This window comes from Cedecea neteri (assembly GCF_000758305.1).
GTDB lineage: Bacteria > Pseudomonadota > Gammaproteobacteria > Enterobacterales > Enterobacteriaceae > Cedecea > Cedecea neteri_C.
Genome location: NZ_CP009458.1, coordinates 3,870,762 through 3,896,625, shown reverse-complemented (window position 1 = coordinate 3,896,625; position 25,864 = coordinate 3,870,762). Strand labels below are relative to the sequence as shown.

Annotated in this window: 23 protein-coding genes and 1 tRNA gene; 16 read left to right on the top strand and 8 right to left on the bottom strand. The window is 51.1% G+C overall.

Going from position 1 to position 25,864, the window contains the following annotated elements:
• Positions 1 to 2: 2 nt before the first annotated feature.
• From LH23_RS18120 to LH23_RS18110, 3 genes are all read right to left on the bottom strand, one after another.
• Positions 3 to 87, bottom strand: a tRNA-Tyr gene (locus LH23_RS18120).
• Positions 88 to 244: 157 nt separating this feature from the next.
• On the bottom strand, positions 245 to 1,087 hold the full coding sequence (gene purU / locus LH23_RS18115; RefSeq protein WP_039294166.1) for a formyltetrahydrofolate deformylase: 843 nt from the start codon (positions 1,085 to 1,087) through the stop codon (positions 245 to 247).
• Positions 1,088 to 1,150: 63 nt separating this feature from the next.
• Positions 1,151 to 1,606: a YchJ family protein gene (locus tag LH23_RS18110; RefSeq protein ID WP_052050335.1), complete on the bottom strand. Its 456-nt coding sequence runs from the start codon at positions 1,604 to 1,606 to the stop codon at positions 1,151 to 1,153.
• A 114-nt stretch (positions 1,607 to 1,720) separates the two neighbouring features.
• On the opposite strand from LH23_RS18110, the gene rssA reads away from it, so the two are divergent.
• The 4 genes from rssA to LH23_RS18090 all read left to right on the top strand — a co-directional run bounded on the left by rssA (position 1,721) and on the right by LH23_RS18090 (position 6,200).
• Positions 1,721 to 2,629 (top strand): patatin-like phospholipase RssA, encoded by a 909-nt coding sequence (gene rssA, locus LH23_RS18105; RefSeq protein WP_039294162.1) that lies wholly within the window; start codon positions 1,721 to 1,723, stop codon positions 2,627 to 2,629.
• Positions 2,630 to 2,710: 81 nt separating this feature from the next.
• Positions 2,711 to 3,724, top strand: coding sequence for a two-component system response regulator RssB (gene rssB / locus LH23_RS18100; protein WP_039294161.1), 1,014 nt, complete (start codon positions 2,711 to 2,713; stop codon positions 3,722 to 3,724).
• A 202-nt stretch (positions 3,725 to 3,926) separates the two neighbouring features.
• Complete coding sequence (gene galU, locus LH23_RS18095; RefSeq protein WP_039294159.1) at positions 3,927 to 4,835, top strand: UTP--glucose-1-phosphate uridylyltransferase GalU; 909 nt, start codon at positions 3,927 to 3,929, stop codon at positions 4,833 to 4,835.
• A 24-nt stretch (positions 4,836 to 4,859) separates the two neighbouring features.
• Positions 4,860 to 6,200, top strand: coding sequence for a UDP-glucose dehydrogenase family protein (locus LH23_RS18090; RefSeq protein ID WP_039294157.1), 1,341 nt, complete (start codon positions 4,860 to 4,862; stop codon positions 6,198 to 6,200).
• Between the two features lie 756 nt (positions 6,201 to 6,956).
• On the opposite strand, the gene hns is transcribed toward LH23_RS18090, so the two are convergent.
• Positions 6,957 to 7,364 (bottom strand): histone-like nucleoid-structuring protein H-NS, encoded by a 408-nt coding sequence (gene hns / locus LH23_RS18085; RefSeq protein ID WP_008454242.1) that lies wholly within the window; start codon positions 7,362 to 7,364, stop codon positions 6,957 to 6,959.
• Between the two features lie 554 nt (positions 7,365 to 7,918).
• On the opposite strand from hns, the gene tdk reads away from it, so the two are divergent.
• Positions 7,919 to 8,524: a thymidine kinase gene (gene tdk, locus LH23_RS18080; protein ID WP_039294155.1), complete on the top strand. Its 606-nt coding sequence runs from the start codon at positions 7,919 to 7,921 to the stop codon at positions 8,522 to 8,524.
• 116 nt (positions 8,525 to 8,640) lie between these two features.
• Here tdk and adhE read toward each other — a convergent pair whose 3' ends face one another.
• Complete coding sequence (gene adhE / locus LH23_RS18075; protein ID WP_039294153.1) at positions 8,641 to 11,313, bottom strand: bifunctional acetaldehyde-CoA/alcohol dehydrogenase; 2,673 nt, start codon at positions 11,311 to 11,313, stop codon at positions 8,641 to 8,643.
• A 476-nt stretch (positions 11,314 to 11,789) separates the two neighbouring features.
• On the opposite strand from adhE, the gene LH23_RS18070 reads away from it, so the two are divergent.
• The 7 genes from LH23_RS18070 (at position 11,790) to LH23_RS18040 (ending at position 19,744) form a co-directional block, all read left to right on the top strand.
• Entirely contained in the window at positions 11,790 to 12,437 is a 648-nt protein-coding gene (locus LH23_RS18070; RefSeq protein WP_039294151.1) for a YchE family NAAT transporter, read from the top strand.
• Positions 12,438 to 13,240: 803 nt separating this feature from the next.
• A complete protein-coding gene (gene oppA, locus LH23_RS18065; protein WP_008454249.1) occupies positions 13,241 to 14,872 on the top strand; it encodes an oligopeptide ABC transporter substrate-binding protein OppA in 1,632 nt (543 codons plus the stop codon).
• Between the two features lie 108 nt (positions 14,873 to 14,980).
• A complete protein-coding gene (gene oppB, locus LH23_RS18060) occupies positions 14,981 to 15,901 on the top strand; it encodes an oligopeptide ABC transporter permease OppB (RefSeq protein WP_008454251.1) in 921 nt (306 codons plus the stop codon).
• Between the two features lie 12 nt (positions 15,902 to 15,913).
• Positions 15,914 to 16,822 carry an oligopeptide ABC transporter permease OppC gene (oppC, locus tag LH23_RS18055; RefSeq protein WP_039296855.1) on the top strand — a complete coding sequence of 303 codons (909 nt, stop codon included), beginning with the start codon at positions 15,914 to 15,916 and terminating at the stop codon, positions 16,820 to 16,822.
• A gap of 10 nt (positions 16,823 to 16,832) precedes the next feature.
• A complete protein-coding gene (locus LH23_RS18050; protein ID WP_039294150.1) occupies positions 16,833 to 17,846 on the top strand; it encodes an ABC transporter ATP-binding protein in 1,014 nt (337 codons plus the stop codon).
• On the top strand, positions 17,843 to 18,847 hold the full coding sequence (gene oppF, locus LH23_RS18045; protein ID WP_039294149.1) for a murein tripeptide/oligopeptide ABC transporter ATP binding protein OppF: 1,005 nt from the start codon (positions 17,843 to 17,845) through the stop codon (positions 18,845 to 18,847). Before LH23_RS18050 ends, oppF begins: the two co-directional genes overlap by 4 nt.
• A 51-nt stretch (positions 18,848 to 18,898) precedes the next feature.
• The gene (locus tag LH23_RS18040; protein WP_039294148.1) at positions 18,899 to 19,744 is read left to right on the top strand and encodes an ion transporter; all 846 of its coding nucleotides are present in this window, start codon (positions 18,899 to 18,901) and stop codon (positions 19,742 to 19,744) included.
• Between the two features lie 30 nt (positions 19,745 to 19,774).
• Here the strand turns inward: LH23_RS18040 and LH23_RS18035 are convergent, their stop codons facing one another.
• Positions 19,775 to 20,104, bottom strand: coding sequence for an HI1450 family dsDNA-mimic protein (locus tag LH23_RS18035; protein WP_008454257.1), 330 nt, complete (start codon positions 20,102 to 20,104; stop codon positions 19,775 to 19,777).
• A 37-nt stretch (positions 20,105 to 20,141) separates the two neighbouring features.
• Positions 20,142 to 21,602 carry a cardiolipin synthase gene (cls, locus tag LH23_RS18030; RefSeq protein WP_039294147.1) on the bottom strand — a complete coding sequence of 487 codons (1,461 nt, stop codon included), beginning with the start codon at positions 21,600 to 21,602 and terminating at the stop codon, positions 20,142 to 20,144.
• A gap of 146 nt (positions 21,603 to 21,748) precedes the next feature.
• Between cls and LH23_RS18025 the strand changes: the two genes are divergently transcribed.
• The 3 genes from LH23_RS18025 (at position 21,749) to LH23_RS18015 (ending at position 24,428) form a co-directional block, all read left to right on the top strand.
• On the top strand, positions 21,749 to 21,928 hold the full coding sequence (locus LH23_RS18025; RefSeq protein ID WP_008454259.1) for a YciY family protein: 180 nt from the start codon (positions 21,749 to 21,751) through the stop codon (positions 21,926 to 21,928).
• Between the two features lie 179 nt (positions 21,929 to 22,107).
• Positions 22,108 to 23,637, top strand: coding sequence for a sensor domain-containing diguanylate cyclase (locus LH23_RS18020; protein ID WP_039294145.1), 1,530 nt, complete (start codon positions 22,108 to 22,110; stop codon positions 23,635 to 23,637).
• A 26-nt stretch (positions 23,638 to 23,663) separates the two neighbouring features.
• Positions 23,664 to 24,428 (top strand): EAL domain-containing protein, encoded by a 765-nt coding sequence (locus LH23_RS18015; RefSeq protein WP_039294143.1) that lies wholly within the window; start codon positions 23,664 to 23,666, stop codon positions 24,426 to 24,428.
• Between the two features lie 43 nt (positions 24,429 to 24,471).
• On the opposite strand, the gene LH23_RS18010 is transcribed toward LH23_RS18015, so the two are convergent.
• Positions 24,472 to 24,768, bottom strand: coding sequence for a YciI family protein (locus LH23_RS18010; protein WP_039294141.1), 297 nt, complete (start codon positions 24,766 to 24,768; stop codon positions 24,472 to 24,474).
• A gap of 224 nt (positions 24,769 to 24,992) precedes the next feature.
• Here LH23_RS18010 and tonB point away from each other — a divergent pair, with 224 nt between their 5' ends.
• Positions 24,993 to 25,718: a TonB system transport protein TonB gene (tonB, locus tag LH23_RS18005; RefSeq protein ID WP_039296853.1), complete on the top strand. Its 726-nt coding sequence runs from the start codon at positions 24,993 to 24,995 to the stop codon at positions 25,716 to 25,718.
• Positions 25,719 to 25,864 lie beyond the last annotated feature (146 nt).

Here is a 25,864-nt window from a genome sequence, read left to right as displayed (position 1 = left end):
AATGGTGGTGGGGGAAGGATTCGAACCTTCGAAGTCGATGACGGCAGATTTACAGTCTGCTCCCTTTGGCCGCTCGGGAACCCCACCACGGGGTAATGCTTATTATTGGCCTGCTTCGCTGTGGAAGCGGGGCGCATCATATCAAATGAAGCGCCGCTGTAAAGCATTCACTTTAGGAAAATGAATCGTTTGCCGCTTTTTTACGCTGAGCGCCGCAAAGCTAACCAATTCATTTTCCGGGTGATTAGAGAATAATCGTGCGGTTACCGTAAACGAAGACGCGCTGTGCCAGCACTTCGTAGAGGGCCCGGCTTAGCACATTCTTCTCTACGTCACGCCCGGCACGCATCATGTCGTCGGCGGTGTAGGTGTGGTCGACGTGAATCACGTCTTGCATGATGATTGGGCCTTCGTCCAGATTATCATTAACGTAATGCGCGGTAGCGCCGATAATCTTCACGCCGCGTTCGTACGCCTGATGATACGGACGTGCGCCGATAAACGCCGGCAGGAACGAGTGGTGGATGTTAATTATCTGGTTCGGGAAGCGGGCGACAAACTCAGGCGTCAATACGCGCATGTATTTTGCCAGCACGACGTAGTCTGGTTTATGCGCTTCGATGGCATCAGCCATTTGCATGTCGTGCTCTTCGCGCGTCATCCCTTCGTGGCTGACTAACTGGAACGGAATATCAAAACGCTCCACTAAGGTACGCAGGGTTTCGTGATTGCCGATGACGGCTGCGATTTCTACGTCCAGGCCGCCATAGGTAGATTTCATCAGCAAATCGCCCAGGCAGTGGGCTTCTTTGGTGACCAGAATAACAATGCGACGACGGCCCGCTGGTGTCAGTTCGCGAATTGAGCCTTCCGGCAGCGCGCTGTCCAGGTCGGCCATCAGCGTGGTGTCGTTAAAAATGCCTTCAAGCTCGGTACGCATAAAGAAGCGGCCGGTACGATGATCGACAAATTCGTTGTTCTGAACAATATTGAGTTCGTGTTTATAGCAAATGTTAGTGATTCGCGCGATGAGACCCTTCTGATCGGGGCAGATTGTGCGGAGAATTTTACGTTGTAGTGCCTGCATGAAGAGATAAATCCTGTTGAACGGTGTTTGCGAAACAATAATGCCGTTATGCGGTGAAGGCTATCATCCGCAGCATTTTTTATATTTTTTTCCTGAACCGCAAGGGCAGGGGTCGTTACGACCGAACTGCGGACGGAGGCCGTCGATATAGTACCATTGACCGCTTTCCCTGACGAAACGGGAACGTTCGATTATTGCGCTTTGCTTGCCGTTTTCCTGAAAACGGGCAACAAAGCTCACAAATCCTTCGTTGGCATCTTTGCCCTCGGCCTCTTCATATATAGTCAGGCCGAGCCATTCCGTGTCACCGAAGCCGCTGGATATTTCTGATTTTAAAGACGGGCGGCGGCAGCGCTCATGCCAGCTTGCAACAAGATAATCCGCATCCTGCTTCACAAAAGCGGTGTAACGAGAGCGCATAAGCTGTGACGGGCGTTGCGGATGCTGGGCTGCGCTTAGGTAAGGCTGGCAACATAAGCTATACTCCAAACCGCTGCCACAGGGACAAAGTTGCAACATAATATCTCCAGGAAAAAATAAACGACGCCAATAATACGACGGCAGCACTTATGTTAACTGAGCGGTGGCGTTGGCGTCACGGAGTGATTACCGGGGAAGATTGACCGAGGCGTGATGAGACAGGTAAAGATCGGCCTGGCACTAGGGTCGGGTGCGGCCAAAGGATGGGCGCACATTGGCGTTATCAATGCGTTAAAAAAAGCAGGGATTCAGATTGATATCGTGGCAGGGTGTTCCGTCGGCGCGCTGGTCGGTGCCGCCTATGCCAGCCAGCGGTTGCCGGTGATGGAGCGGTGGGTGCGCTCTTTCAGCTACTGGGATGTTCTGCGCTTGATGGATCTTTCCTGGCGTCGCGGTGGGCTGCTTCGCGGCGAGCGTGTGTTTAACAATGTCCGTAAAATCATTCCAGAAACCGCTATTGAGGGCTGCGGCATGAGATTTGGTGCCGTGGCCACCAACCTGAGTACCGGGCGAGAGCTGTGGTTTACCGACGGTGACCTGCATCAGGCTATTCGCGCTTCCTGCAGCATGCCGGGGCTGCTGTCTCCCGTTGCGCACAACGGTTATTGGCTGGTGGATGGCGCTATCGTTAATCCGGTGCCGATTTCGCTCACCCGCGCGCTGGGTGCGGATATCGTTATCGCGGTGGATTTACAGCACGATGCACATCTGATGCAGCAAGATCTGCTGTCGGTGAATATGACGCCAGCCGGGGAAGAAAATCTGGCGCAGCCTGCGTCCTGGCGCAGTCGTTTACGGGAGCGTTTGGGGAAAATGACCCATCGTAGGGCGAACGTCACGCCGACGGCGATGGAGATCATGACCACCTCGATTCAGGTACTGGAAAACCGGCTCAAGCGTAACCGTATGGCGGGCGATCCCCCTGATATTCTTCTGCAGCCCTTTTGCCCACAGATTTCCACGCTCGACTTCCATCGTGCGTCCGAGGCGATTGTGGCAGGGAGTCTGGCGGTTGAGAAAAAAATGGATGAGCTACTGCCGCTGGTTCGTACTCATGATTAAGTTAATACTTAACCCGTTACTGACAGGCGCTCGTTGCGATACCGTGCCACTATTGAAATATTGCCAGGCAGAGGAATGCGCATGAGTTACCCGCTGGAAGGAAAACAGATCCTCATTGTTGAAGACGAGCCCGTTTTCCGCTCTCTGCTGGACAGCTATTTGACGTCGCTTGGCGCAGGCACGCTGCTTGCGTGGGACGGAATGGATGCGCTTGAGAAGCTGGGGCAATTTACGCCGGACCTGCTGATTTGCGATCTGGCGATGCCAAGAATGAACGGACTCGAGCTGGTAGAGCATATCCGCAATGAAGGTAATCAAACACCTATTTTGGTTATTTCGGCGACGGAAAATATGTCTGATATAGCCCAGGCTTTGCGGCTCGGGGTGCAGGACGTATTGCTAAAACCCATTAAAGATCTTAATCGATTAAAAGAGACCGTACTCTCCTGTATCTACCCCGCAATGTTTAATTCACGGGTAGAAGAAGAGGAGCGGTTGTTTCAGGACTGGGACGCATTGGCACGGGATCCTCAGGCTGCATCGAAGCTGTTGCAGGAACTCCAGCCGCCGGTCCAGCAGGTTATGTCACGTTGCCGAATAAATTATCGCCAGTTAATCTCTGTCGACCAGCCAGGCCTGGTGCTCGATATTGCGCCACTTTCAGATAATGACCTGGCTTTTTATTGCCTCGATGTTACCCGCGCCGGCGATAACGGTGTATTAGCGGCGCTGTTACTCAGAGCATTATTCAATGGATTATTACAGGAACAGCTTTCCCATCAAGGGCAGCGTTTACCTGAGTTGGGTAATTTACTTAAACAGGTCAATCAGCTATTGCGTCAGGCAAACCTGAGCGGACAATTTCCGCTCATTGTTGGTTATTATCACAGCGGATTAAAAAACCTCATCCTGGTCTCAGCCGGGCTTAATGCAACCTTAAATACCGGCGAGCACCAAATTCAGGTCAGCAACGGCGTGCCGCTGGGTACGCTGGGCAACGCTTACCTCAATCAAATCAGCCAGCGATGCGAAGCCTGGCAATGTCAGGTGTGGGGTTCAGGTGGACGTTTACGCCTGATGTTGTCTGCGGAATAAACAACGGAACAACTGATTACATTTAGCTTTTTTCCTGGCACCCGGGCGGTGGTAATATCGCGCTCAACCTAATCGTATTTGTCTTAAATTAGCCGCTGCCGGAGTAAACGGGGGGCGGTTTTTGTTTTTAAGCTGATATACTCAACCGCGTTTTTAAATTGACGACAAGTGTGAAACTTGAACAGTCCTGGAGGTTTTTTCGATGGCTGCCATTAATTCTAAAGTAAGAAAAGCTGTTATCCCGGTTGCGGGGTTGGGAACGCGTATGTTGCCGGCAACAAAGGCAATTCCAAAAGAGATGCTGCCGCTGGTTGATAAACCGCTGATTCAGTATGTCGTTAATGAATGTATCGCTGCCGGTATTACTGAAATTGTGCTGGTTACCCACTCTTCGAAGAACTCTATTGAGAACCACTTCGATACCAGTTTTGAACTGGAAGCCATGCTTGAGAAACGTGTTAAGCGTCAGCTTCTGGAAGAAGTACAGTCTATTTGCCCGCCGCACGTCACCATCATGCAGGTGCGTCAGGGGCTAGCGAAAGGTTTGGGTCACGCCGTCATGTGCGCACACCCTGTTGTCGGTGATGAGCCGGTAGCGGTAATCCTGCCGGACGTAATTCTGGACGAGTTTGAGTCCGATCTTTCTCAGGACAACCTGGCTGAAATGATCCGCCGCTTTGACGCGACAGGGAACAGCCAAATCATGGTTGAGCCTGTTGCGGATGTGACTGCATATGGCGTGGTTGACTGCAAAGGTGTCGCACTTTCTGCAGGTGACAGCGTCCCTATGGTCGGGATTGTTGAGAAGCCTAAAGCTGACGTTGCGCCGTCAAACCTGGCCGTTGTCGGACGTTATGTCCTGAGCGCGGATATCTGGCCGCTGCTGGCGAAAACCCCTCCAGGTGCCGGGGATGAAATTCAGCTCACCGACTCTATTGCCATGCTGATGGAAAAAGAGACCGTTGAAGCTTACCACATGAAGGGCGTGAGCCACGACTGCGGCAACAAACTGGGTTATATGCAGGCGTTTGTTGAGTACGGTATTCGTCATAACACGCTGGGTGCGGACTTTAAAACCTGGCTTGAAGCCACCGTTGGCGCGAAGAAATAAGTTCATTCAACGCAGGATGGTAAGATGAAAGTTACCGTATTTGGTATTGGCTACGTTGGCCTAGTCCAGGCCGCCGTGCTCGCCGATGTTGGGCATGACGTCATGTGTATTGACGTAGATGCAAAGAAAGTGGAAAACCTTAAAAAAGGCGAAATCCCTATCTTTGAGCCAGGCCTTGCGCCGTTGGTGAAGAAAAATTATGAAGAAGGGCGCCTGCAGTTTAGTACCAACGCTGAAGAGGGCGTCAACCATGGTGAAATGCACTACATCGCCGTGGGGACTCCACCGGATGAAGACGGTTCCGCTGACCTGAAATATGTGACAGCCGTTGCGCGTACCATTGCGCAGTATATGGATTCACATAAAGTCGTCATCGACAAGTCAACGGTTCCAGTTGGCACGGCAGACAAAGTGCGTGCGGTGATGGAAGAAACGCTGAAATCTCGCGGTCTGGAGATTAATTTTGATGTGGTTTCTAACCCGGAGTTCCTGAAAGAAGGTGCCGCGGTTGCCGACTGTATGCGTCCTGAGCGCATCGTCATCGGGACGGATAACGAAGAGGTGGTTGAGCTGCTTCGTGAACTGTATGAACCGTTCAACCGCAATCACGATCGCATGATTCTGATGGATATCCGCAGCGCCGAGCTGACCAAATACGCCGCTAACTGCATGCTGGCGACCAAAATCAGCTTCATGAACGAAATTGCTAACCTGGCCGAACGTCTCGGGGCTGATGTCGAGAAAGTACGCATGGGTATCGGCTCTGACTCCCGGATTGGCTACAGCTTCATCTATCCTGGCTGTGGTTACGGTGGTTCTTGTTTCCCGAAAGATGTTCAGGCGCTGATTCGCACCGCGGAGCAGATTGGCTACACGCCTAAAATTCTGCAGGCGGTCGAAGAAGTTAACTATGCTCAGAAGCAAAAGTTGCCTGAATTCGTGACTCGCCACTTCGGCCAGGATCTCAAAGGCAAAACCTTTGCGCTTTGGGGACTGTCTTTCAAGCCGAATACAGACGATATGCGTGAAGCTTCCAGCCGCGTGCTTATCGAGGCACTTTGGGAACGTGGTGCACAGGTGCAGGCTTACGATCCGGAAGCCATGGACGAAACTCAGCGTATTTATGGTCACCGTAGTGATTTAAGGCTGATGGGGACCAAAGAGGCGGCCCTGCAGGGCGCTGATGCACTTGTAGTTTGTACCGAATGGCAGAGCTTTAAGGCACCGGATTTCGACCTCATGAAGAAGTCCCTGAAGCAACCGGTTATCTTTGATGGCCGTAACCTTTATGATCCAGAAAGACTGAATAAACGTGGTTTTGTTTATTACGCAATCGGTCGTGGTGCCTCCATTAATATCGTCTAAGAAATACCCACCTTTTGTTATTTAACGTGATCGGCACGACAGGACTCTCAGAGAACCTGTGCGCTGCCGGTCACGATATCCATCTTTGGCTACCCGTAAGCTTTTAAATCCTCGCCACAGCTTGTCTACAGGCTATTTCAGCCCGTCATCGGTGCGTTTTGCTGACAGCCATCTAACGTCCTTATACTCCACGCCGGAATACAGTTTTGTGCTCGTTATTTAACCGTCTGGCCGCGATGTGTGCATAAAGGCTGGTCATCAGGTTAAATGGCAAAAGGATGAATATTCATGACTCAAAGGGCGGGAATATACTTAAGCAAACTGAAACGAGGTGGATCGGGAGGTTCCAGGCGGGTCGTTTTAAGAAGATTAAAACCACGTAAGCCATGCTTAATAATCATCGTTAATGAGATCTTTAGGCAGGAAAGCATTTCCTCAGGCTATGATTCAACATTATGTAGCAATGTTTACTTTTTAGTTGATAACGCTTACGGAGTATATCGGCTCAGGAAAAGGATTATCTTAACGTCAGATAAATCAGTTTCGGGCTTAACCTGATGATTAGCGAGCGAAATTAACTGTACTAAAGGACAGGTATTGTATCTAAAGATATTAGATACGATTCATTAATAAAGAAACGTAAGCTGTTATAGGATTGTTTTACTGAAGCAATGCATAGCCGGGGCATAAAAATGAGGTGCGTCACAAATAAAAAATCCCGCCGGAGCGGGATCTTAATAAGCAGCACTGAGTGGATTACAGCAGGAAGTCTTCCAGTTTCTTACCTTGCTCATCCATTGCTTTCTTGATAACTGCTGGGGTACGGCCCTGGCCAGTCCAGGTTTTAGTTTCGCCGTTTTCGTCGATGTACTGGTATTTAGCAGGACGCGCAGCGCGCTTCGCTTTACCTGCAGATTTAACAGCAGCAATGCTGTTCAGCAGTTCGTTAGGGTCGATGCCGTCAGCAATCAGCATTTCACGGTATTGCTGCAGTTTACGAGTACGCTCTTCAACTTCAGCCGCCGCTGCATTTTCTTCTTCACGACGTTCGTTAACGACAACTTCTAATTTCTCCAGCATCTCTTCCAGAGTTTCCAGGGTGCATTCTCTTGCCTGGGCACGAAGAGTACGGATGTTGTTCAGAATTTTAAGTGCTTCGCTCATTGTAGTAATCTCAAACTTATTATTGGGGGGTGACGTTTGAGCTAATAATAGAGCGTTATATTAAGTTCTGCAATAGCCGTGAATGTAAGGAATTCAAAATTTGCTGATATATATGCGGCGGTTTAAATACCGTTAACTTAATTTCTGGCTTCCAGGCCACGCGAAATGGCACTTTAAGACTCAAATTTTAGACAACAACCCTGGCATCAAAAGGGTTTGTTGCAGGCAGAGAAAGATAGAAATTTCGCATTAATCATCAAATATCATGCGAGTGTATTAATGTTTATGAGCGCTGCAGGTCGTTTACAATTTATAATAATTGAGGTGCTGAATAATTTCACGGGCGCGCGATAAACGTGCGGGAAGGCCTCCGCTGTAGCCGTTCCATATCTGCACGGCTACAACTATTACCCGCTGTATAAGCGGGATTTATTAATATATCTGATGCAATTAACCCGGATCTTTAGCAAGGTAATCGGCAATCCACTGATGTCGTACTGTGTGGTACAATCCGCCGAAACATAATTTACACTTTGATTCAGGCTACAGGTGCAATGGCTCAACTCTATTTTTACTACTCAGCAATGAATGCGGGAAAATCAACCGCGCTGCTTCAGTCCTCCTGGAATTACCAGGAAAGAGGAATGCGCACGTTGGTGTATACCGCAGAGATAGATAATCGTTTTGGTGTGGGAAAAGTCAGTTCGCGTATTGGCCTGTCTTCCCCTGCAAGGCTTTATAATTCGACCACGGACCTGTATGCCGACATTCGTGCAGAGCAGCAATCTGCGCCCGTACACTGCGTGCTGGTGGATGAAAGCCAGTTCTTATCTAAAGAACAGGTTTATGCTTTATCTGACGTTGTCGATGAGCTTGATATTCCCGTTTTGTGCTACGGCCTGCGTACGGATTTTCGCGGTGAGTTATTCAGCGGCAGCCAGTACCTGCTGGCGTTGTCCGACAAGCTGGTTGAGCTGAAAACGATTTGTTTTTGCGGGCGTAAAGCAAGCATGGTGCTTCGTCTCGATCAGGACGGGCGACCTTATAATGAAGGTGAGCAGGTGGTGATCGGCGGTAATGAGCGTTATGTCTCGGTTTGCCGCAAGCATTATAAAGAAGCGCTAATTAAAGGCTCTCTGCAGGAGATGCAGGGCAGTTAATTTAAACGGGGCGTATTCCTTGCCTCGTTATTAAACGTGCCGCAGTGGCCTGTACATTGCGTTCAGGCATAAAAAAACCCGCCTTTCGGCGGGTTTTGTGTTTTAAGTGCTAATGTTTAAGCGGTTTTCTTCGCTTTTTTGTCAGCTTTTGCTGCAGGTGCGGCTTCTTTCGTCGCTACGCCTTCTACGAACTCACGGCCGTAGTAGGTATCCAGCAGAATTTGTTTCAGTTCAGAAATCAGCGGATAGCGCGGGTTAGCACCGGTACACTGGTCATCAAACGCATCTTCAGACAGTTTGTCGACGTGTGCCAGGAAGTCTGCTTCCTGTACGCCAGCCTCACGGATGGACTTAGGAATGCCCAGTTCAGCCTTGATGGATTCCAGCCATGCCAGCAGTTTCTCGATCTTAGCCGCGGTACGGTCGCCCGCTGCGGTTAGACCCAGATGGTCTGCAATTTCAGCGTAGCGACGACGAGCCTGTGGACGGTCGTACTGGCTGAAAGCAGTCTGTTTGGTTGGGTTGTCATTGGCGTTATAGCGAATGACGTTGGAGATCAGCAGGGCGTTCGCCAGACCGTGAGGAATGTGGAACTGAGAACCCAGTTTGTGAGCCATGGAGTGACACACGCCCAGGAAGGCGTTAGCAAACGCGATACCGGCGATGGTCGCGGCGTTGTGAACGCGTTCGCGGGCAACCGGGTTTTTAGAGCCTTCATTATAGGACGCTGGCAGGTTTTCTTTCAGCAGTTTGAGTGCCTGCAGAGCCTGGCCGTCAGAGAATTCGCTTGCCAGGACGGAAACGTAAGCTTCCAGCGCGTGGGTCACCGCATCCAGACCACCAAAGGCGCAGAGCGACTTAGGCATATCCATCACCAGGTTGGCATCAACAATGGCCATATCCGGGGTCAGTGCATAGTCGGCCAGTGGGTATTTCTGGCCAGTCGCATCGTCGGTAACAACCGCAAACGGTGTCACTTCAGAACCGGTACCGGAAGTCGTGGTCACCGCAATCATTTTCGCTTTTACGCCCATTTTCGGGAACTTGTAGATACGTTTACGGATATCCATAAAGCGCAACGCCAGTTCTTCGAAGTGGGTTTCTGGGTGTTCGTACATCACCCACATGATTTTGGCTGCGTCCATTGGGGAGCCGCCGCCCAGCGCGATGATCACGTCTGGTTTGAAGGAGTTCGCCAGTTCAGCACCTTTGCGAACAACGGTCAGGGTAGGGTCAGCTTCAACTTCGAAGAAGACCTCAGTTTCAACGCCAGCGGCTTTCAGCACGGAGGTGATCTGATCGGCATAGCCGTTGTTGAACAGGAAACGGTCGGTCACAATCAGCGCACGTTTGTGGCCATCAGTAATCACTTCATCCAGCGCAATTGGCAGGGAGCCACGGCGGAAGTAGATAGATTTCGGAAGTTTATGCCACAGCATGTTCTCAGCTCGCTTAGCAACGGTTTTCTTGTTGATCAGGTGCTTAGGACCCACGTTTTCGGAGATGGAGTTACCGCCCCATGAACCACAACCCAGCGTCAGAGAAGGCGCCAGTTTGAAGTTATACAGGTCACCGATACCACCCTGAGACGCTGGGGTGTTAATCAGGATACGTGCGGTCTTCATTTTGTCACCGAAGAACTTAACGCGTGCAGGCTGGTTGTCCTGGTCGGTATAAAGGCAAGAGGTATGGCCGATACCGCCCATCTCAACCAATTTTTCCGCTTTGATCACAGCGTCTTCAAAGTTCTTAGCACGATACATGGCCAGCGTCGGAGACAGTTTTTCGTGAGCGAATGGTTCTGACTCGTCTACAACGGACACTTCACCGATGAGGATTTTAGTATCTGCTGGCACAGTGAAGCCTGCCAGTTCTGCAATTTTAGTGGCCGGCTGACCTACGATAGCGGCGTTCAGCGCGCCATTCTTCAGGATGATGTCCTGAACGGCTTTCAACTCTTTACCCTGCAGCAGGTAGCCACCGTGGGTCGCGAAGCGTTCACGTACTGCGTTATAAGCGGAGTCGACAACGATGACGGACTGTTCAGAAGCACAGATAACGCCGTTATCGAAGGTTTTGGACATCAGGATAGAAGCAACAGCACGTTTGATGTCTGCGGTTTCGTCAACCACAACCGGGGTGTTACCGGCGCCAACGCCGATAGCAGGTTTACCGGAGCTGTATGCTGCTTTAACCATGCCTGGGCCACCGGTCGCCAGGATCATATTGATATCCGGGTGGTGCATCAGGGCGTTAGACAGTTCTACAGACGGCTGGTCGATCCAACCGATCAGATCTTTTGGTGCACCGGCAGCTATGGCAGCCTGCAGCACGATATCAGCCGCCTTGTTGGTTGCATCTTTAGCGCGTGGGTGTGGCGAGAAGATAATGGCGTTACGGGTTTTCAGGCTGATTAAAGACTTGAAGATAGCGGTAGAAGTAGGGTTAGTCGTTGGCACGATACCGCAGATGATGCCGATAGGCTCGGCGATAGTGATGGTACCGAAGGTATGATCTTCAGACAGCACACCGCAGGTTTTCTCATCTTTATAAGCGTTATAGATATATTCGGAAGCGAAGTGGTTTTTAATCACTTTATCTTCGACGATACCCATACCGGATTCAGCGACGGCTAATTTAGCCAGGGGGATTCGAGCGTCGGCAGCGGCCAGGGCGGCAGCACGGAAAATCTTATCGACTTGCTCTTGAGTAAAGTTGGCATATTCACGCTGGGCTTTCTTTACGCGCTCTACGAGGGCGTTCAGTTCCGCGACATTAGTTACAGCCATAATGCTCTCCTGATAATGTTAAACTCTTTTAGTAAATAAGCTGCGCGAGTCGACAGTATAGTCAGCAGCCACAGAATGCGTGTTTAAGACAAAAAACTGTCATAAAAATGACCTGGATTCATGCGCTGATTTACTAAAAGAGCCTCATCTGAATAAGCTGTGTTAGTCGAGATACCTGCTTTCCAGATGTGTCCAAGAGTACTCACTTCTGAGTAGGTTTTTCGTGATCTAAATCACAACTAATTGATGCTGACACCATTCAGCAGGCGCTATCCAGGTGATTGATAAATCTTTAAAAATTTAGTCACAGCGACGTCAAAACAAAGTACCATAAATTCAACATTCAGGTAACAGTTCACCATAATGCTAAAATAAGTTGCTGCAGGTGCTGATTAAGTAAGGAAATAGCGTAGCGGCAGGGTTTTTTTTCCATTACATTACGCCTGCTTTTGCTTTGTTCATTTGCGGAGTTTTGCGTGGCTCAATCCTTTTTCGACCTGCCCACCTATATTAAGTTCTTTATCGGGATGTTTGCTCTGGTCAACCCGGTAGGGATCATTCCCGTATTTATTAGTATGACCAGTTACCAGAGTGCCGCAGCAAGAAATAAAACCAACCTCACGGCCAACCTCTCGGTGGCGATTATTCTCTGGACCTCGCTTTTTTTGGGTGACGGTATTCTGCAAGTTTTTGGTATTTCGATTGATTCATTTCGTATTGCCGGTGGGATTCTGGTAGTCACCATCGCGATGTCAATGATCAGCGGCAAGTTGGGTGAAGATAAACAGAACAAGCAAGAGAAGTCGGAGAGCGCGATTCGCGAAAGCGTGGGGGTTGTTCCGCTCGCATTGCCGTTGATGGCGGGGCCTGGTGCCATCAGTTCAACGATTGTCTGGGGAAGTCGCTATCATAACTGGGGCCACCTTCTGGGCTTCTCCCTTGCCATCGCGCTGTTTGCATTTTGCTGTTGGCTGCTGTTCCGTATTGCACCGTGGCTGGTACGTATGTTGGGGCAAACTGGAATCAACGTCATCACCCGTATTATGGGTTTGCTCCTTATGTCTCTGGGTATCGAGTTTATTGTTACCGGCGTCAGAGCCATCTTCCCTGGTCTGGCAAGTTAATTCCGCTGCCGCCTTCAAATGAAAAAGCAGAATCTCTATTCTGCTTTTTTTCTTTCAGTAGAAGAAAATTTCATCTGCTCGCTATCCTCATTATCGCAAAAGTAATTGCGAATCTTTCATAAGAAAATGCTTTGGAAAACCGTGCATTAGCGGTTGACGTTGTAACAAGCTGTACAGAAAAGTGGCGATCGAAATGATATTTAGCATCCGTTATGCAATCAGGCTTGCTGCGGGTTTATTGAGATGATATTAGTAATTCATGCCTTCCCGCAGAGGAATGTGCTAAAAAATAATCAATTGTTAATTTTTTGTGAGTGATGAAGCAGGCGATAAACCGACCTCCTCTCTAATGCAGTGATAGTATACTAACCCCATGATAATCAAGATTATGATTGGGTTTTTATAGACATCCTTTCTGCATGACACTCCCCATAATCTCTCCATAAAAGAGAAATGGTTAACAAATTTGCAAATTGTATTGGCGGGTATCTGAAGCTTTTGATACTTTCCGGGCAAAACAATTCGCTGAAAAATGTTTCTTTTCTAGATGAGAATGATTTCGCAGCGTAATCATGTCCTGCGAACAACTAAATCATGGCCGTCGACCACGCAATCGGCGGCAGAAAGAATCGACGTAATGAGGCTGCCAAATCGAGCGGCCCGAAAATAAAGTCGGTGATAGCGAAGTAGTAAGGAAAGCAGTATCCCGTACGGACGTTTAACGCTCCTGCGCTGTAAGGGACCCCTGAGGGGAAGAGGCCGGCTTTCGGGTCGGTAATTATAATGAGTGGAGTACCAACACAATGACAAATATCACTAAAAAAAGCCTGATAGCAGCGGGCATTTTAACTGCGCTGATTGCTGGCAATGTCGCGATGGCGGCAGATGTTCCGGCGGGTGTGCAATTGGCAGAGAAACAAGATCTGGTCCGTAATAACGGCTCAGAACCTCAATCTCTTGATCCGCACAAAATCGAAGGTGTGCCAGAGTCCAATATTAGCCGTGACCTGTTTGAAGGTCTGCTGGTAAGCGATCTGCAGGGCCACCCATCTCCGGGCGTCGCAGAGTCTTGGGACAACAAAGATTTTAAAGTCTGGACCTTCCACCTGCGTAAAGACGCTAAATGGTCCAACGGCGAACCTGTCACCGCGCAGGACTTTGTTTACAGCTGGCAGCGCCTGGCTGACCCGAAAACCGCTTCTCCTTATTCAAGCTATCTGCAGTACGGCCACCTGACCAATATCGACGATATCATCGCCGGTAAGAAGCCAACCAGCGATCTGGGCGTGAAAGCCATCGATGACCACACTCTGGAAGTCACGCTGAGCGAGCCGGTGCCATACTTCTACAAACTGCTGGTTCACCCATCCGTTTCTCCAGTGCCGAAAGCCACTGTTGAGAAGTTTGGTGACAAGTGGACCCAGCCTGCAAACATCGTGACCAACGGTGCATACAAATTAAAAGATTGGGTGGTGAACGAGCGTATCGTTCTGGTGCGTAACACCAACTACTGGAATAACGCGAAAACCGTGATTAACCAGGTGACCTACCTGCCAATCTCTTCTGAAGTAACAGACGTTAACCGCTACCGCAGCGGTGAAATCGACATGACGTATAACAACCTGCCGATTGAGCTGTTCCAGAAACTGAAAAAAGAAATCCCAACTGAAGTTCACGCCGATCCGTACCTGTGTACTTATTACTACGAGATCAACAACCAGAAAGCTCCGTTCACCGATCCTCGTGTCCGTGCGGCTCTGAAACTGGGCCTGGATCGCGACATCATCGTGAATAAAGTGAAAAACCAGGGCGACCTGCCGGCTTATGGTTACACTCCACCGTATACCGATGGCGCGAAACTGACTCCACCAGAGTGGTTCACCTGGTCTCAGGACAAGCGTAACGAAGAAGCCAAAAAACTGCTGGCTGAAGCGGGCTACACCAAAGACAAGCCGCTGACCTTCAACCTGCTGTACAACACCTCCGATCTGCACAAGAAGCTGGCTATCGCCGTGGCATCTATCTGGCAGAAAAACCTGGGCGTGAACGTCAAGCTGGAGAACCAGGAGTGGAAAACCTTCCTGGATACCCGTCATCAGGGGACCTTCGACGTGGCGCGTGCCGGCTGGTGTGCGGACTACAACGAACCGACTTCCTTCCTGAACACCATGCTGTCCGACAGCTCTAACAACACCGCGCACTATAAGAGCCCGGCCTTCGATAAGATCATTGCCGACACGCTGAAAGTGACCGACGAAGCCCAGCGTACCGCGCTGTACGAGAAAGCTGAGCAACAGTTGGATAAAGACTCAGCCATCGTCCCGGTTTACTACTACGTTAACGCCCGTTTGGTTAAGCCATGGGTAGGTGGTTACACCGGTAAAGACCCAATGGATAATGTCTACGTAAGAGACTTGTACATTATCAAACATTAATGGCAATTCGTGGGGCAGGAGCCACCGGTTTCGACCGGTGGATAAATTCTGCCCCATCGTGTCTTATTTACATCGCACTGCAAAGGCACAGGCCAGAAGGTACGGGCAATGTTGAAATTTATTCTACGTCGTTGTCTGGAAGCAATTCCGACACTCTTTATTCTTATTACGATCTCCTTCTTTATGATGCGTCTTGCACCGGGAAGTCCTTTTACCGGCGAACGTACGCTGCCGCCAGAAGTTATGGCAAACATCGAAGCGAAGTATCACCTTAACGATCCGATCACCACTCAGTACTTCAGCTATTTAAAACAGCTGGCGCACGGGGATTTTGGGCCGTCATTTAAATACAAAGACTATTCGGTCAACGACCTGGTGGCGTCCAGCTTCCCGGTATCCGCAAAATTAGGCGCAGCTGCTTTCATCTTTGCCATTGTGCTGGGTGTGACGGCGGGCGTGGTTGCGGCGCTGAATCAAAACACCAAATGGGATTACACGGTAATGGGCTTTGCCATGACGGGGGTGGTTATCCCCAGCTTTGTGGTGGCGCCATTGCTGGTACTGATATTCGCTATCACCCTGAAATGGCTGCCCGGCGGCGGCTGGAACGGGGGAGCGCCGAAGTACATGATACTGCCGATGATCGCCCTGTCTTTGGCGTACATCGCGAGCATCGCGCGTATTACCCGCGGCTCAATGATTGAAGTTCTGCACTCTAACTTTATTCGCACCGCTCGCGCTAAAGGCCTGCCGATGCGTCGTATTGTGCTGCGTCATGCTCTGAAACCTGCGCTGCTGCCGGTCCTGTCCTACCTCGGACCAGCGTTTGTGGGGATCATCACGGGCTCTATGGTTATTGAAACAATTTATGGCTTGCCGGGTATCGGTCAGCTGTTTGTTAACGGGGCGCTGAACCGTGACTACTCACTGGTTCTCAGCCTGACCATTCTGGTCGGTGCGCTGACGATTCTGTTCAACGCGGTCGTTGACGTGCTGTATGCCGTTATCGACCCGAAAATCCGTTACTAAGCTGGAGTGGCCATAATGTTGACTAAGAAAAACAGCGAGGCGCTGGAAAACATCAGTGAAAAACTGGAAGTTGAAGGCCGTAGCCTGTGGCAGGATGCGCGTCGCCGTTTTATCCATAACCGTGCGGCGATCACCAGCCTGTTTGTTCTGGCGCTGATTGCGCTGTTCGTGGCGTTTGCGCCCGTTCTGTCGCAGTTTACTTACTTTGATACCGACTGGGGCATGATGTCGGCGGCCCCTGACATGGCATCCGGTCACTATTTCGGTACCGATTCGTCGGGCCGTGACCTGCTGGTGCGAGTCGCCATCGGGGGACGTATCTCCCTGATGGTCGGTATTTCTGCTGCGCTGGTGGCGGTAATTGTCGGAACGCTTTACGGCTGTCTGGCCGGTTATCTCGGCGGAAAAATTGACTCCGTGATGATGCGTCTGCTGGAGATCCTTAACTCCTTCCCGTTCATGTTCTTCGTTATTTTGCTGGTGACCTTCTTCGGGCAAAACATCCTGCTGATCTTCGTGGCTATCGGCATGGTGTCCTGGCTGGATATGGCGCGTATCGTGCGTGGCCAAACCCTGAGCCTGAAACGCAAAGAGTTCATCGAAGCGGCACACGTAGGCGGTGTTTCTACCCTCAACATCGTTCTGCGCCACATCGTGCCGAACGTCCTCGGCGTGGTGGTAGTTTACGCCTCGCTGCTGGTGCCTAGCATGATCCTGTTCGAATCTTTCCTGAGCTTCCTGGGCCTCGGCACGCAGGAGCCTCTGAGCAGCTGGGGAGCGCTGTTAAGCGACGGTGCAAACTCCATGGAGGTATCACCGTGGCTTCTGCTGTTCCCGGCAGGCTTCCTGGTGGTTACGCTGTTCTGTTTTAACTTTATCGGCGATGGCTTGCGTGATGCCCTCGACCCGAAAGATCGTTAAGGAGTCCTCCATGAGTACTATTGAAACCTCTCCGGTGGCCGCTCCACTGAACAAATCTGAAGTTCTGCTGGACGTTAAAGACCTGCGCGTGACCTTTGGCACGCCCGACGGTGACGTCACGGCAGTTAACGACCTCAACTTTAGCCTGCGTGCCGGTGAAACCCTTGGCATCGTCGGCGAGTCCGGCTCGGGCAAATCCCAAACGGCCTTTGCGCTGATGGGCCTGCTGGCGGCCAATGGCCGTATCGGCGGCTCTGCGAAATTCAACGGCAAAGAGATCCTGAACCTGCCGGAGTCGCAGCTTAACCGCCTGCGCGCCGAGCAAATCTCAATGATTTTCCAGGATCCCATGACATCGCTGAACCCGTACATGCGCGTGGGCGACCAGCTGATGGAAGTGCTGATGCTGCATAAAAAACTCGGTAAGGCGGAAGCGTTTGAAGAGTCTGTGCGGATGCTGGATGCAGTAAAAATGCCGGAAGCGCGTAAACGCATGCGCATGTTCCCGCACGAATTCTCCGGCGGGATGCGCCAGCGCGTGATGATTGCCATGGCGCTGCTGTGCCGGCCAAAACTGCTGATTGCTGACGAACCGACTACTGCGCTGGACGTGACCGTTCAGGCGCAGATCATGACGCTGCTGAACGAGCTGAAGCGTGAGTTCAACACGGCGATCATCATGATCACCCACGACCTGGGCGTTGTGGCCGGGATCTGCGACAAAGTGCTGGTGATGTACGCCGGGCGTACGATGGAATACGGCAACGCGCGTGACGTCTTCTACAAGCCGGTACACCCGTACTCCATCGGCCTGTTGAACGCGGTACCGCGTCTGGATGCGGAAGGTGAATCTCTGTTGACCATTCCTGGCAACCCGCCGAACCTGCTGCGCTTGCCGCAGGGTTGCCCGTTCCAGCCTCGCTGTCAGTTTGCGATGGAAGCGTGTAATAGTGCTCCGCCACTGGAGCAGTTTGGTGATGGCCGCCTGCGTGCCTGCTTTAGACCGGTGGAGGAATTAGTATGAGCACCGTTGCAGAAGAGAGAAAAGTTCTGTTAGAAATCGCCGATCTGAAGGTGCATTTTGACATCAAAGATGGCAAGCAGTGGTTCTGGCAACCTTCCAAAACCCTGAAAGCCGTCGATGGCGTGACGCTGCGCCTGTACGAAGGGGAAACCCTCGGCGTGGTAGGCGAATCCGGCTGTGGTAAATCGACTTTTGCCCGCGCCATCATTGGCCTGGTGAAAGCAACCGATGGCCGCGTCGCGTGGCTGGGTAAAGATCTGCTGGGCATGAAGCCGGAAGAGTGGCGTGACGTGCGCAGCGATATTCAGATGATTTTCCAGGATCCGCTGGCTTCGCTGAACCCGCGTATGAACATCGGCGATATCATCGCCGAGCCGCTGCTGACCTATCATCCAAAAATGCCAAAGCAGGAAGTACGCGACCGCGTGAAGGCAATGATGATGAAAGTCGGCCTGCTGCCAAACCTGGTCAACCGCTACCCGCACGAGTTTTCCGGCGGCCAGTGCCAGCGTATCGGCATCGCGCGCGCGCTGATCCTTGAGCCAAAACTCATCATCTGTGATGAGCCGGTCTCGGCGCTGGACGTGTCGATTCAGGCGCAGGTGGTTAACCTGCTGCAGAAACTGCAGCGCGAAATGGGGCTGTCGTTAATCTTTATCGCCCATGACCTCGCTGTCGTGAAACACATTTCGGATCGCGTGCTGGTGATGTATCTGGGCCATGCGGTGGAGTTGGGCACCTACGATGAGGTTTACCACAACCCGCTGCACCCTTATACCAAAGCGCTGATGTCGGCGGTGCCGATCCCCGACCCGGACCTGGAAAAGAATAAAACTATCCAGCTGCTGGAAGGGGAGCTGCCGTCGCCAATCAACCCGCCATCTGGCTGCGTGTTCCGCACCCGCTGCCCGATTGCCGGCCCGGAATGCGCCAAAACGCGGCCGGTGCTGGAAGGCAGTTTCCGCCATGCGGTTTCCTGTCTGAAGGTTGACCCGCTATAATCTCGCTTGGGGCCAGCACCGCGCTGGCCCTTTCTTTTTGCGAGGATTACCGTGGCAGGGAACATTTCATCACTTCGTGTGTTGCTTTACCGCTTTCTGTTCGATCAAAACACCCGTTCCGGGCGCCGTTTCGAGGCGTTTTGCGGCCTGCTGGCGCTGCTCAGCGTTGCCGTTGTTTTTACCGAGTCCAGCGTCGGGAGCGACCCCCGGCTAACCTACGGCGAATGGCAGCTGTTTATCTGGCTGGAAATCATCTTCACGCTGCTGTTCACCTGTGAATATCTGCTGCGAGTCTCCACTTGGCCGCAGCCCATCCGCTACGTGTTTAGCTTCTGGGGCATTATTGATCTGGCGACCATGCTGCCGCTCTATGTCCTGTGGCTGTGGCCAGAGTTTGCCATTCATTACTATTTTGCCTGGCGAGCAATGCGCGCCATCCGAGTGCTGCGTATCCTCAAACTCCTGCGCTATATGCCCGCGCTTAAAAGCCTGTGGCGCAGTCTGATCAACGCCAGCAATCAGCTGATCCTGTTCTACTCGTTTATTGCCATCGTGATGGTCGCGGCGGGGGCACTGATGTACGGCATAGAAGGGAAGGCCAACGGTTTTACCAGCCTGGGCGTAGCGGTCTACTGGGCCGTTGTGACGGTGACAACCGTCGGTTATGGCGATATTGTGCCGCACACTGCACTGGGTCGTTTTGTTGCCTCGCTGCTGATTCTGATTGGTTATTCGGTGATAGCCATCCCCACCGGAATATTAACGGCGCAGATGTCACAGGATTTGCAAAGAAGGCGGTCAGTGAGGGAATGTACACGCTGTCATCAGCAGGATCATGCCAGCAATGCGCATTACTGCAAAACTTGCGGGGAGCATCTTCCGCCCAATGAGAAGTAACCGCGCGGCCTGAAGGCCGCGCAGGAAAGATTACTCACGCCACAGGATGTGGCAAAGCTTGTGGTCTTTCTCACGGCACAGCAGGACGCGAGCAAAGATATCGTTCAGCTCACCGCCGTCGGTATCCGCCAGCCCGATAACCACTTCTGCAAAGAAGTCAGGGTTCAGGTCGAAATCGACGTGCTCCTGCCAGTCTTCAGCCGGATCAAACAGCTCCGCACCGCCGCGCTCCTCGAACTGCAGATTGAAAAGAATAATGTCGGCAGGATCGAGGTTATCGCCCGCCAGCTCGAGAAAAATATCGTAAGCCTGTTCTAAAGTCTCGTCTTCGGTCAGGCGGTTATTCAGATCCATTTCCATCTCTACATCCACTTATCGAGTGCTGATGCGCCACGTTTTACAGCAACGGACTAAAGAAGTAAAACAGTCGCTCGGCCATTCGCTGCCAGAGTGGACGTTTTAGCCACAAATGCGCGTCCAGCAGCCGTGAGCGAGAGATATAGTCGTCCTGCACGGCGGCCAAATCCCCGGCAAACCCTTCATCATCGATGACCAGCGTAATCTCAAAATTGAGCCACAGGCTGCGCATATCCAGGTTCACCGTACCGACCAGACTTAATTGCCCATCGACCAGCACGCTCTTGGTGTGCAGCAGTCCTCCTTCAAACTGGTAAATCTTCACGCCCGCCGCCAGCAGCTCAGTGAAGAAGGCACGGCTTGCCCAGCCTACCAGCAGAGAATCGTTTTTACGCGGCACGATGATGCTCACGTCCACACCGCGCTGAGCTGCGGTGCAAATGGCATGAAGCAAATCATCGCTCGGCACGAAGTACGGGGTCGTCATGATCAGGTATTCACGCGCGGCATAAACGGAGGTCAGCAACGCCTGATGAATCAGATCTTCCGGGAAGCCTGGCCCAGAAGCGATAGTATGAATCGTGTGTCCGCTGGCCTCTTCGAACGGCATGATGTTCTCATCCGGCGGTGGCGGAAGGATCCGTTTCCCGGTTTCTATCTCCCAGTCGCAGGAGTAAACGATGCCCATTGCGGTGGCGACCGGGCCTTCCATACGCGCCATCAAATCGACCCACTGGCCCACATTCGCATCCTGCTTGAAGAAACGAGGGTCGACCATATTCATGCTGCCGGTATAGGCAATATAGTTATCGATCATCACCATTTTGCGGTGCTGGCGCAGGTCCATACGACGCAGGAAAACACGCATCAGGTTAACCTTCAGCGCCTCAACCACCTCAATGCCCGCGTTACGCATCATATTGGCCCACGGGCTGCGGAAGAAGGCGACGCTGCCTGCTGAGTCGAGCATCAAGCGGCAATGAATGCCGCGTCGTGCTGCGGCCATCAGGGATTCTGCTACCTGGTCGGCCATGCCGCCGGGTTGCCAGATATAGAACACCATTTCGATGTTATGGCGCGCCAGTTGGATATCGCGGATCAGCGCCTGCATCGTGTCATCTGAACTGGTTAACAGTTGAAGCTGATTACCCTTCACGCCGGCAATCCCCTGGCGGCGCTCGCAAAGCTGGAACAGTGAGCTGGCGACCTCACTGGTTTCTGAGGCAAAAATATGCTTGCAGTTTTTCAGGTCTTTGAGCCACTTAGCGGTAGAAGGCCACATGGCGCGAGCGCGTTCTGCCCGGCGTTTGCCGAGGTGCAGTTCTCCTACGGAGAGATAGGCAATAATCCCGACCAGCGGCAGAATATAGATGATTAACAGCCACGCCATGGCCGATGGAACAGCCCGGCGTTTCATCAATATACGCAGCGTAACGCCGGCGATAAGCAGCCAGTAGCCGAGAATGACCAGCCAGCTCACCACGGTATAGAAGGTTGTCATGCCTTAAAAATCCTTTTGAAACCGAAGAGTTGAGAGTGTACGCAGAACTTTCATTGCTTAATACTAAAAGTATACGCAAAACGGATGGTTTGCCCGGCAGAAGGTTCTATAATGGCACGTCTTTTTTAGGAAATTGAGTCGTAGACATGAGACGTAGCAGAACGGAAGTTGGGCGTTGGCGTATGCAGCGTCAAACGCAAAAGCGCAGGGCGCGTTGGCTGGAAAGCCAGTCACGGCGCAATATGCGCATTCATGCCATTCGTAAATGTCTGGTTAATCAGCAGCGTAATTCATTGCTGTTTGCCATCCACGATCGCTGGGCATAAAGTTCGGGCACCGCGTGCGGTGCCCATAAAATCCCTGGGAAATAAACCTTCCCTTTACCCTGAAATTTTATTTCCAAATGACGGAAATTTGTTTTTAAAATGATCGTGATCATCATTCAAGCCTAAAATAACGCCATAATCCTCGCGAATTTTCTTATATCGCCAGGATATCAAAATCAGTGATCAGTGATTTAATAAAAAAGGATTTTTCTTACGCCAGGAAAATAAATTTCCTGTTTGTGATTATCATTTCCGTGTTAGTCGTCTTTAGCACTATTATTGCCTGCGTAAGTTATAATCATCTGGGAAGCACACTGAATGAAGAGAATGAGGGTTTTGTCCATAATGTCGCCACTTTCTTTCTGAAGCAACAGCTAAAAACCTTAGAAAATGCACTATGGCAAAATACTGTTTTGCTGGACAACGAATGTGTTGAAGCATTGGTCAAGTCTGAAGATGAAGAGCTGGAGAAAAAACTTACCGCGTCAATATCAATGCTGCCTGCTATTTCCGGGTATATCATTGCCACGCGCGATGGTCGATATAACAGCATTCCCAAATCCTATGTAGACAGTAATTACATTCTTGCAGGCCGCACCTGGTACGAACGTCTTAGCGCAAAGAGCTCTTTTGTTAATTACTCTGAAATTTATGCCAATGCAGTAGATGGCTTACCCGTGGTGACAATAGCCAAACTATTGCATGACGACAAAGGTGAGCGCTATGGCGTATTTGCCATGGATCTGAATCTGATCAATCTGAGCCAGGTGCTGCGCCAGCTGGAGAGCCCGAGTGAAGGGCACTTATCGATTGTTGATCGCAGGGGACGCGCCGTACTGGATGCTGACAGCGATGCGATAGGCACGCCGGTTGTCCCGCAGGCGGCAATTCACCGAATGACTAACGGGCTCGGCTCATTTCACGATAAAGTGACTGGTAAACATTATTACTATTATTCTTTCTCGAATCCCGACTGGTTTGTGGTATTCACCGTTGATAATAAAGTAATAAATGAATACACGTTGTATTATGTGTGGATTATTTTAATAGCCTTCGCTTCGAGTCTGGCTATTTATTTGTTGCTGTGGTTGTTCATGCGCCAGTCGATAAAGTCGATGATTGTGGATATTGTTTCGATGATGCGTTTTGGTCGAATCGAACTAAAAGATGGCGTAGATAAGGAAATTTTAAGTGAGATCAGCGAAAGTAGCCAACAAATAAAAAATGCAAAAAGTGCTTCGCTAACGGATGGTTTGACCGGGCTGCTTAATCGCCGAAGTTTTGACAACGATGTTAATTACCTATTAACTCGTGAAGCTCCCTTCAGCCTGGGTATTATCGATATTGATAACTTTAAGAAAATAAATGATGGTTATGGACATCTTGTTGGTGATACGGTTTTAAAAGTCATTGCCGATATGGGCATGGGGTTACTGGACGATCACGCTAAGCTCTATCGCTATGGCGGTGAAGAAATTGCCTTTGTTTATTTCTCTGATAACCAGGTTAAAGCCATGGAGATTATGGAAAACTGGCGTAAGCGGGTCGAAAATAAAACCTGGCGTGAACAAGGGTTGGCTGTCACCTTCAGCGGAGGTCTTTGCCCGTGGCGTGGAGAGAACTACGAAAATCTGATTGAGAAAGCCGACAAGCTGCTCTACAAAGCAAAATCCAATGGTAAAAATAAAGTGGTTATCTCAACCAGCTAAGAAAAGCCTGCATAAGGAGTTATTACATGGAGAAAAGTGCAGACTTCATCGTTAATCGCGTGATGAAGAATAACTTAAACCTGGCTTTTGAATCGGTGCTGCAGCCAATTTTTGACACCTCAAGTTTTAAATGTGTCGGAACCGAAATGCTGATTCGGGGCGTGCATCGCCGGGCGCTGGTTGCCCCGGACGTGTTCATTAACCGGCTGGAAGAAAATGGCGGCATTGTTTTGCTGGGCAAACACATCATTGCCACAGCTTTTAGTTATATGACTGATGTCATCGTGCCGCACAGCAGCAGTTATTTATTACATTTGAATCTTTCCCCTGTGCAGCTGAATGATGTCGGGTTTGCCGAACGGGTGATTGCCCTGGCTGAACGGCGGGCTGTTCCCGTGCAGCGAATCGTGCTTGAGATAACGGATAACAGCGTCATGTTGGATGACGCGGGACGCGAAAATGCCGCTCGCCTTCGTGAGACCGGTTTTTTACTGGCCTGGGATGATATTCACAGCGTGGAGCAACTACAGGATAGACTGGCGCAGGTGGAAACGGACTTTATCAAACTTGATCGTTCCTGTTTCAAGGCGACGTGCAGCGAGGAAACGCTGCGTATTATCCGGTGCGCACAGGAAAGTGAAGTGGACGTTATTGCCGAAGGGGTGGAAACCTTTTCGCAAATGCAGATGCTGTTCAATAACAATGTCAGGCTGGCACAGGGTTATCTCTTCTCACGGCCTCTGAGCCGGGACAACTTCCGACAAAAGCATTTACAGGCGACGGAAAACTAACGGGTTATTGAGCCTGCTTACCGCAGGCTCACAGAACGGTAAATCAGAACACTTTCTTGAAGGGTTTGACTTCAACTTTAGCGTACACGCCTGCGGCGACATACGGGTCTGCATCCGCCCAGGCTTTCGCCTCTGCCAGAGACGCAAACTCGGCAATGACCGTTGAGCCGGTAAATCCGGCGCTGCCGGGATCGTTACTGTCAACAGCCGGCATCGGGCCTGCGGTCAGCAGCCGACCTTCGTCGCGTAACACTTGAAGACGAGCCAGGTGGGCAGGGCGGACGGACAGGCGCTTTTCCAGTGAATCAGCAATATCTTCGGCATAAATGACGTACAGCACGGGCACTCTTCCTTCTTGGTGTTGGGTTGTAAACCACGTTAAGTGAACCGTGGGCAGACTGCAATTGAAAGATAAACAGGATGTTAAATCCTTGAGAAAATAGCGGGAAACTCGCGCAGGTAGCAGGAAAAAGTGCGCCTTTGGGCAATGCGTTGTTGAATATGATTGTTATTTGCATTTAAAATCGTTGTCTCTTGAAAGACACTGAAACCATTATGACGTCAATGACCCTGGAATTACCTCGCCGCTTTCCGTGGCCGACTCTTCTCTCCGTCGGGATTCATGGTGCCGTTGTGGCCGGGTTGCTCTACACCTCGGTACATCAGGTTATTGAGTCCCCAGCACCTTCGCAGCCGATCAGCGTCACGATGGTTGCGCCTGCTGACCTTGAGCCTCCTCAGCCTCAGGTTGTTCAGCCTCCGCCGCAGCCGGTCGCGGAACCTGAACCGGAGCCAGAACCGATACCTGAGCCGCCGAAAGAGGCGCCAGTTGTGATTCATAAGCCGGAACCCAAGCCAAAACCGAAGCCTAAACCGGTGAAAAAGGTCGAGCAGCCGAGGCGTGATGTTAAGCCGGTTGAGCCTCGCCAGGCGTCTCCGTTTGAAAACAATGCGCCTGTGCAGCCTGCGCCAACCCCAGCAGTGAAACCTGCCCCGGCAGCGCCGGCGCCATCGGTGAATACCGGGCCGCGCGTTATCAGCCGCGACAGGCCGCAGTACCCAACGCGTGCTTTTGCACTGCGTATGGACGGCAACGTTCGCGTGAAGTTTGATGTCGATGCCGATGGCCGGGTGAATAATGTCGAGATCCTCTCTGCCCAGCCGGCCAACATGTTCGAACGCGAAGTGAAGCAGGCGATGAAAAAGTGGCGCTATGAGAGCGGTAAGCCAGGGCAGGGCATTACCGTTAACATCAAATTCCGCATTAGCGGTGGCGCAAGTATGGATTAACCATCTCCCGTCTTTTAAAAAGGCCACGTATGAGAATACGCGGCCTTTTTTATTTTTTAGATTAACATTCGTTCAATTAATGGCTTGGTAAACTATGTCGGATAAAACAATGCATTCGCTATTTTTTGCCTTATCCTAAATTCAAT

What these genes read in the sequence shown, in the direction of transcription:
- purU (WP_039294166.1), bottom strand. Translation starts at nt 1,087, where the DNA reads ATGCAGGCACTACAACGTAAAATTCTCCGCACAATCTGCCCCGATCAG.
- LH23_RS18110 (WP_052050335.1), bottom strand. Translation starts at nt 1,606, where the DNA reads ATGTTGCAACTTTGTCCCTGTGGCAGCGGTTTGGAGTATAGCTTATGT.
- rssA (WP_039294162.1), top strand. Translation starts at nt 1,721, where the DNA reads ATGAGACAGGTAAAGATCGGCCTGGCACTAGGGTCGGGTGCGGCCAAA.
- rssB (WP_039294161.1), top strand. Translation starts at nt 2,711, where the DNA reads ATGAGTTACCCGCTGGAAGGAAAACAGATCCTCATTGTTGAAGACGAG.
- galU (WP_039294159.1), top strand. Translation starts at nt 3,927, where the DNA reads ATGGCTGCCATTAATTCTAAAGTAAGAAAAGCTGTTATCCCGGTTGCG.
- LH23_RS18090 (WP_039294157.1), top strand. Translation starts at nt 4,860, where the DNA reads ATGAAAGTTACCGTATTTGGTATTGGCTACGTTGGCCTAGTCCAGGCC.
- hns (WP_008454242.1), bottom strand. Translation starts at nt 7,364, where the DNA reads ATGAGCGAAGCACTTAAAATTCTGAACAACATCCGTACTCTTCGTGCC.
- tdk (WP_039294155.1), top strand. Translation starts at nt 7,919, where the DNA reads ATGGCTCAACTCTATTTTTACTACTCAGCAATGAATGCGGGAAAATCA.
- adhE (WP_039294153.1), bottom strand. Translation starts at nt 11,313, where the DNA reads ATGGCTGTAACTAATGTCGCGGAACTGAACGCCCTCGTAGAGCGCGTA.
- oppA (WP_008454249.1), top strand. Translation starts at nt 13,241, where the DNA reads ATGACAAATATCACTAAAAAAAGCCTGATAGCAGCGGGCATTTTAACT.
- oppB (WP_008454251.1), top strand. Translation starts at nt 14,981, where the DNA reads ATGTTGAAATTTATTCTACGTCGTTGTCTGGAAGCAATTCCGACACTC.
- LH23_RS18050 (WP_039294150.1), top strand. Translation starts at nt 16,833, where the DNA reads ATGAGTACTATTGAAACCTCTCCGGTGGCCGCTCCACTGAACAAATCT.
- oppF (WP_039294149.1), top strand. Translation starts at nt 17,843, where the DNA reads ATGAGCACCGTTGCAGAAGAGAGAAAAGTTCTGTTAGAAATCGCCGAT.
- LH23_RS18035 (WP_008454257.1), bottom strand. Translation starts at nt 20,104, where the DNA reads ATGGAAATGGATCTGAATAACCGCCTGACCGAAGACGAGACTTTAGAA.
- cls (WP_039294147.1), bottom strand. Translation starts at nt 21,602, where the DNA reads ATGACAACCTTCTATACCGTGGTGAGCTGGCTGGTCATTCTCGGCTAC.
- LH23_RS18025 (WP_008454259.1), top strand. Translation starts at nt 21,749, where the DNA reads ATGAGACGTAGCAGAACGGAAGTTGGGCGTTGGCGTATGCAGCGTCAA.
- LH23_RS18015 (WP_039294143.1), top strand. Translation starts at nt 23,664, where the DNA reads ATGGAGAAAAGTGCAGACTTCATCGTTAATCGCGTGATGAAGAATAAC.
- tonB (WP_039296853.1), top strand. Translation starts at nt 24,993, where the DNA reads ATGACCCTGGAATTACCTCGCCGCTTTCCGTGGCCGACTCTTCTCTCC.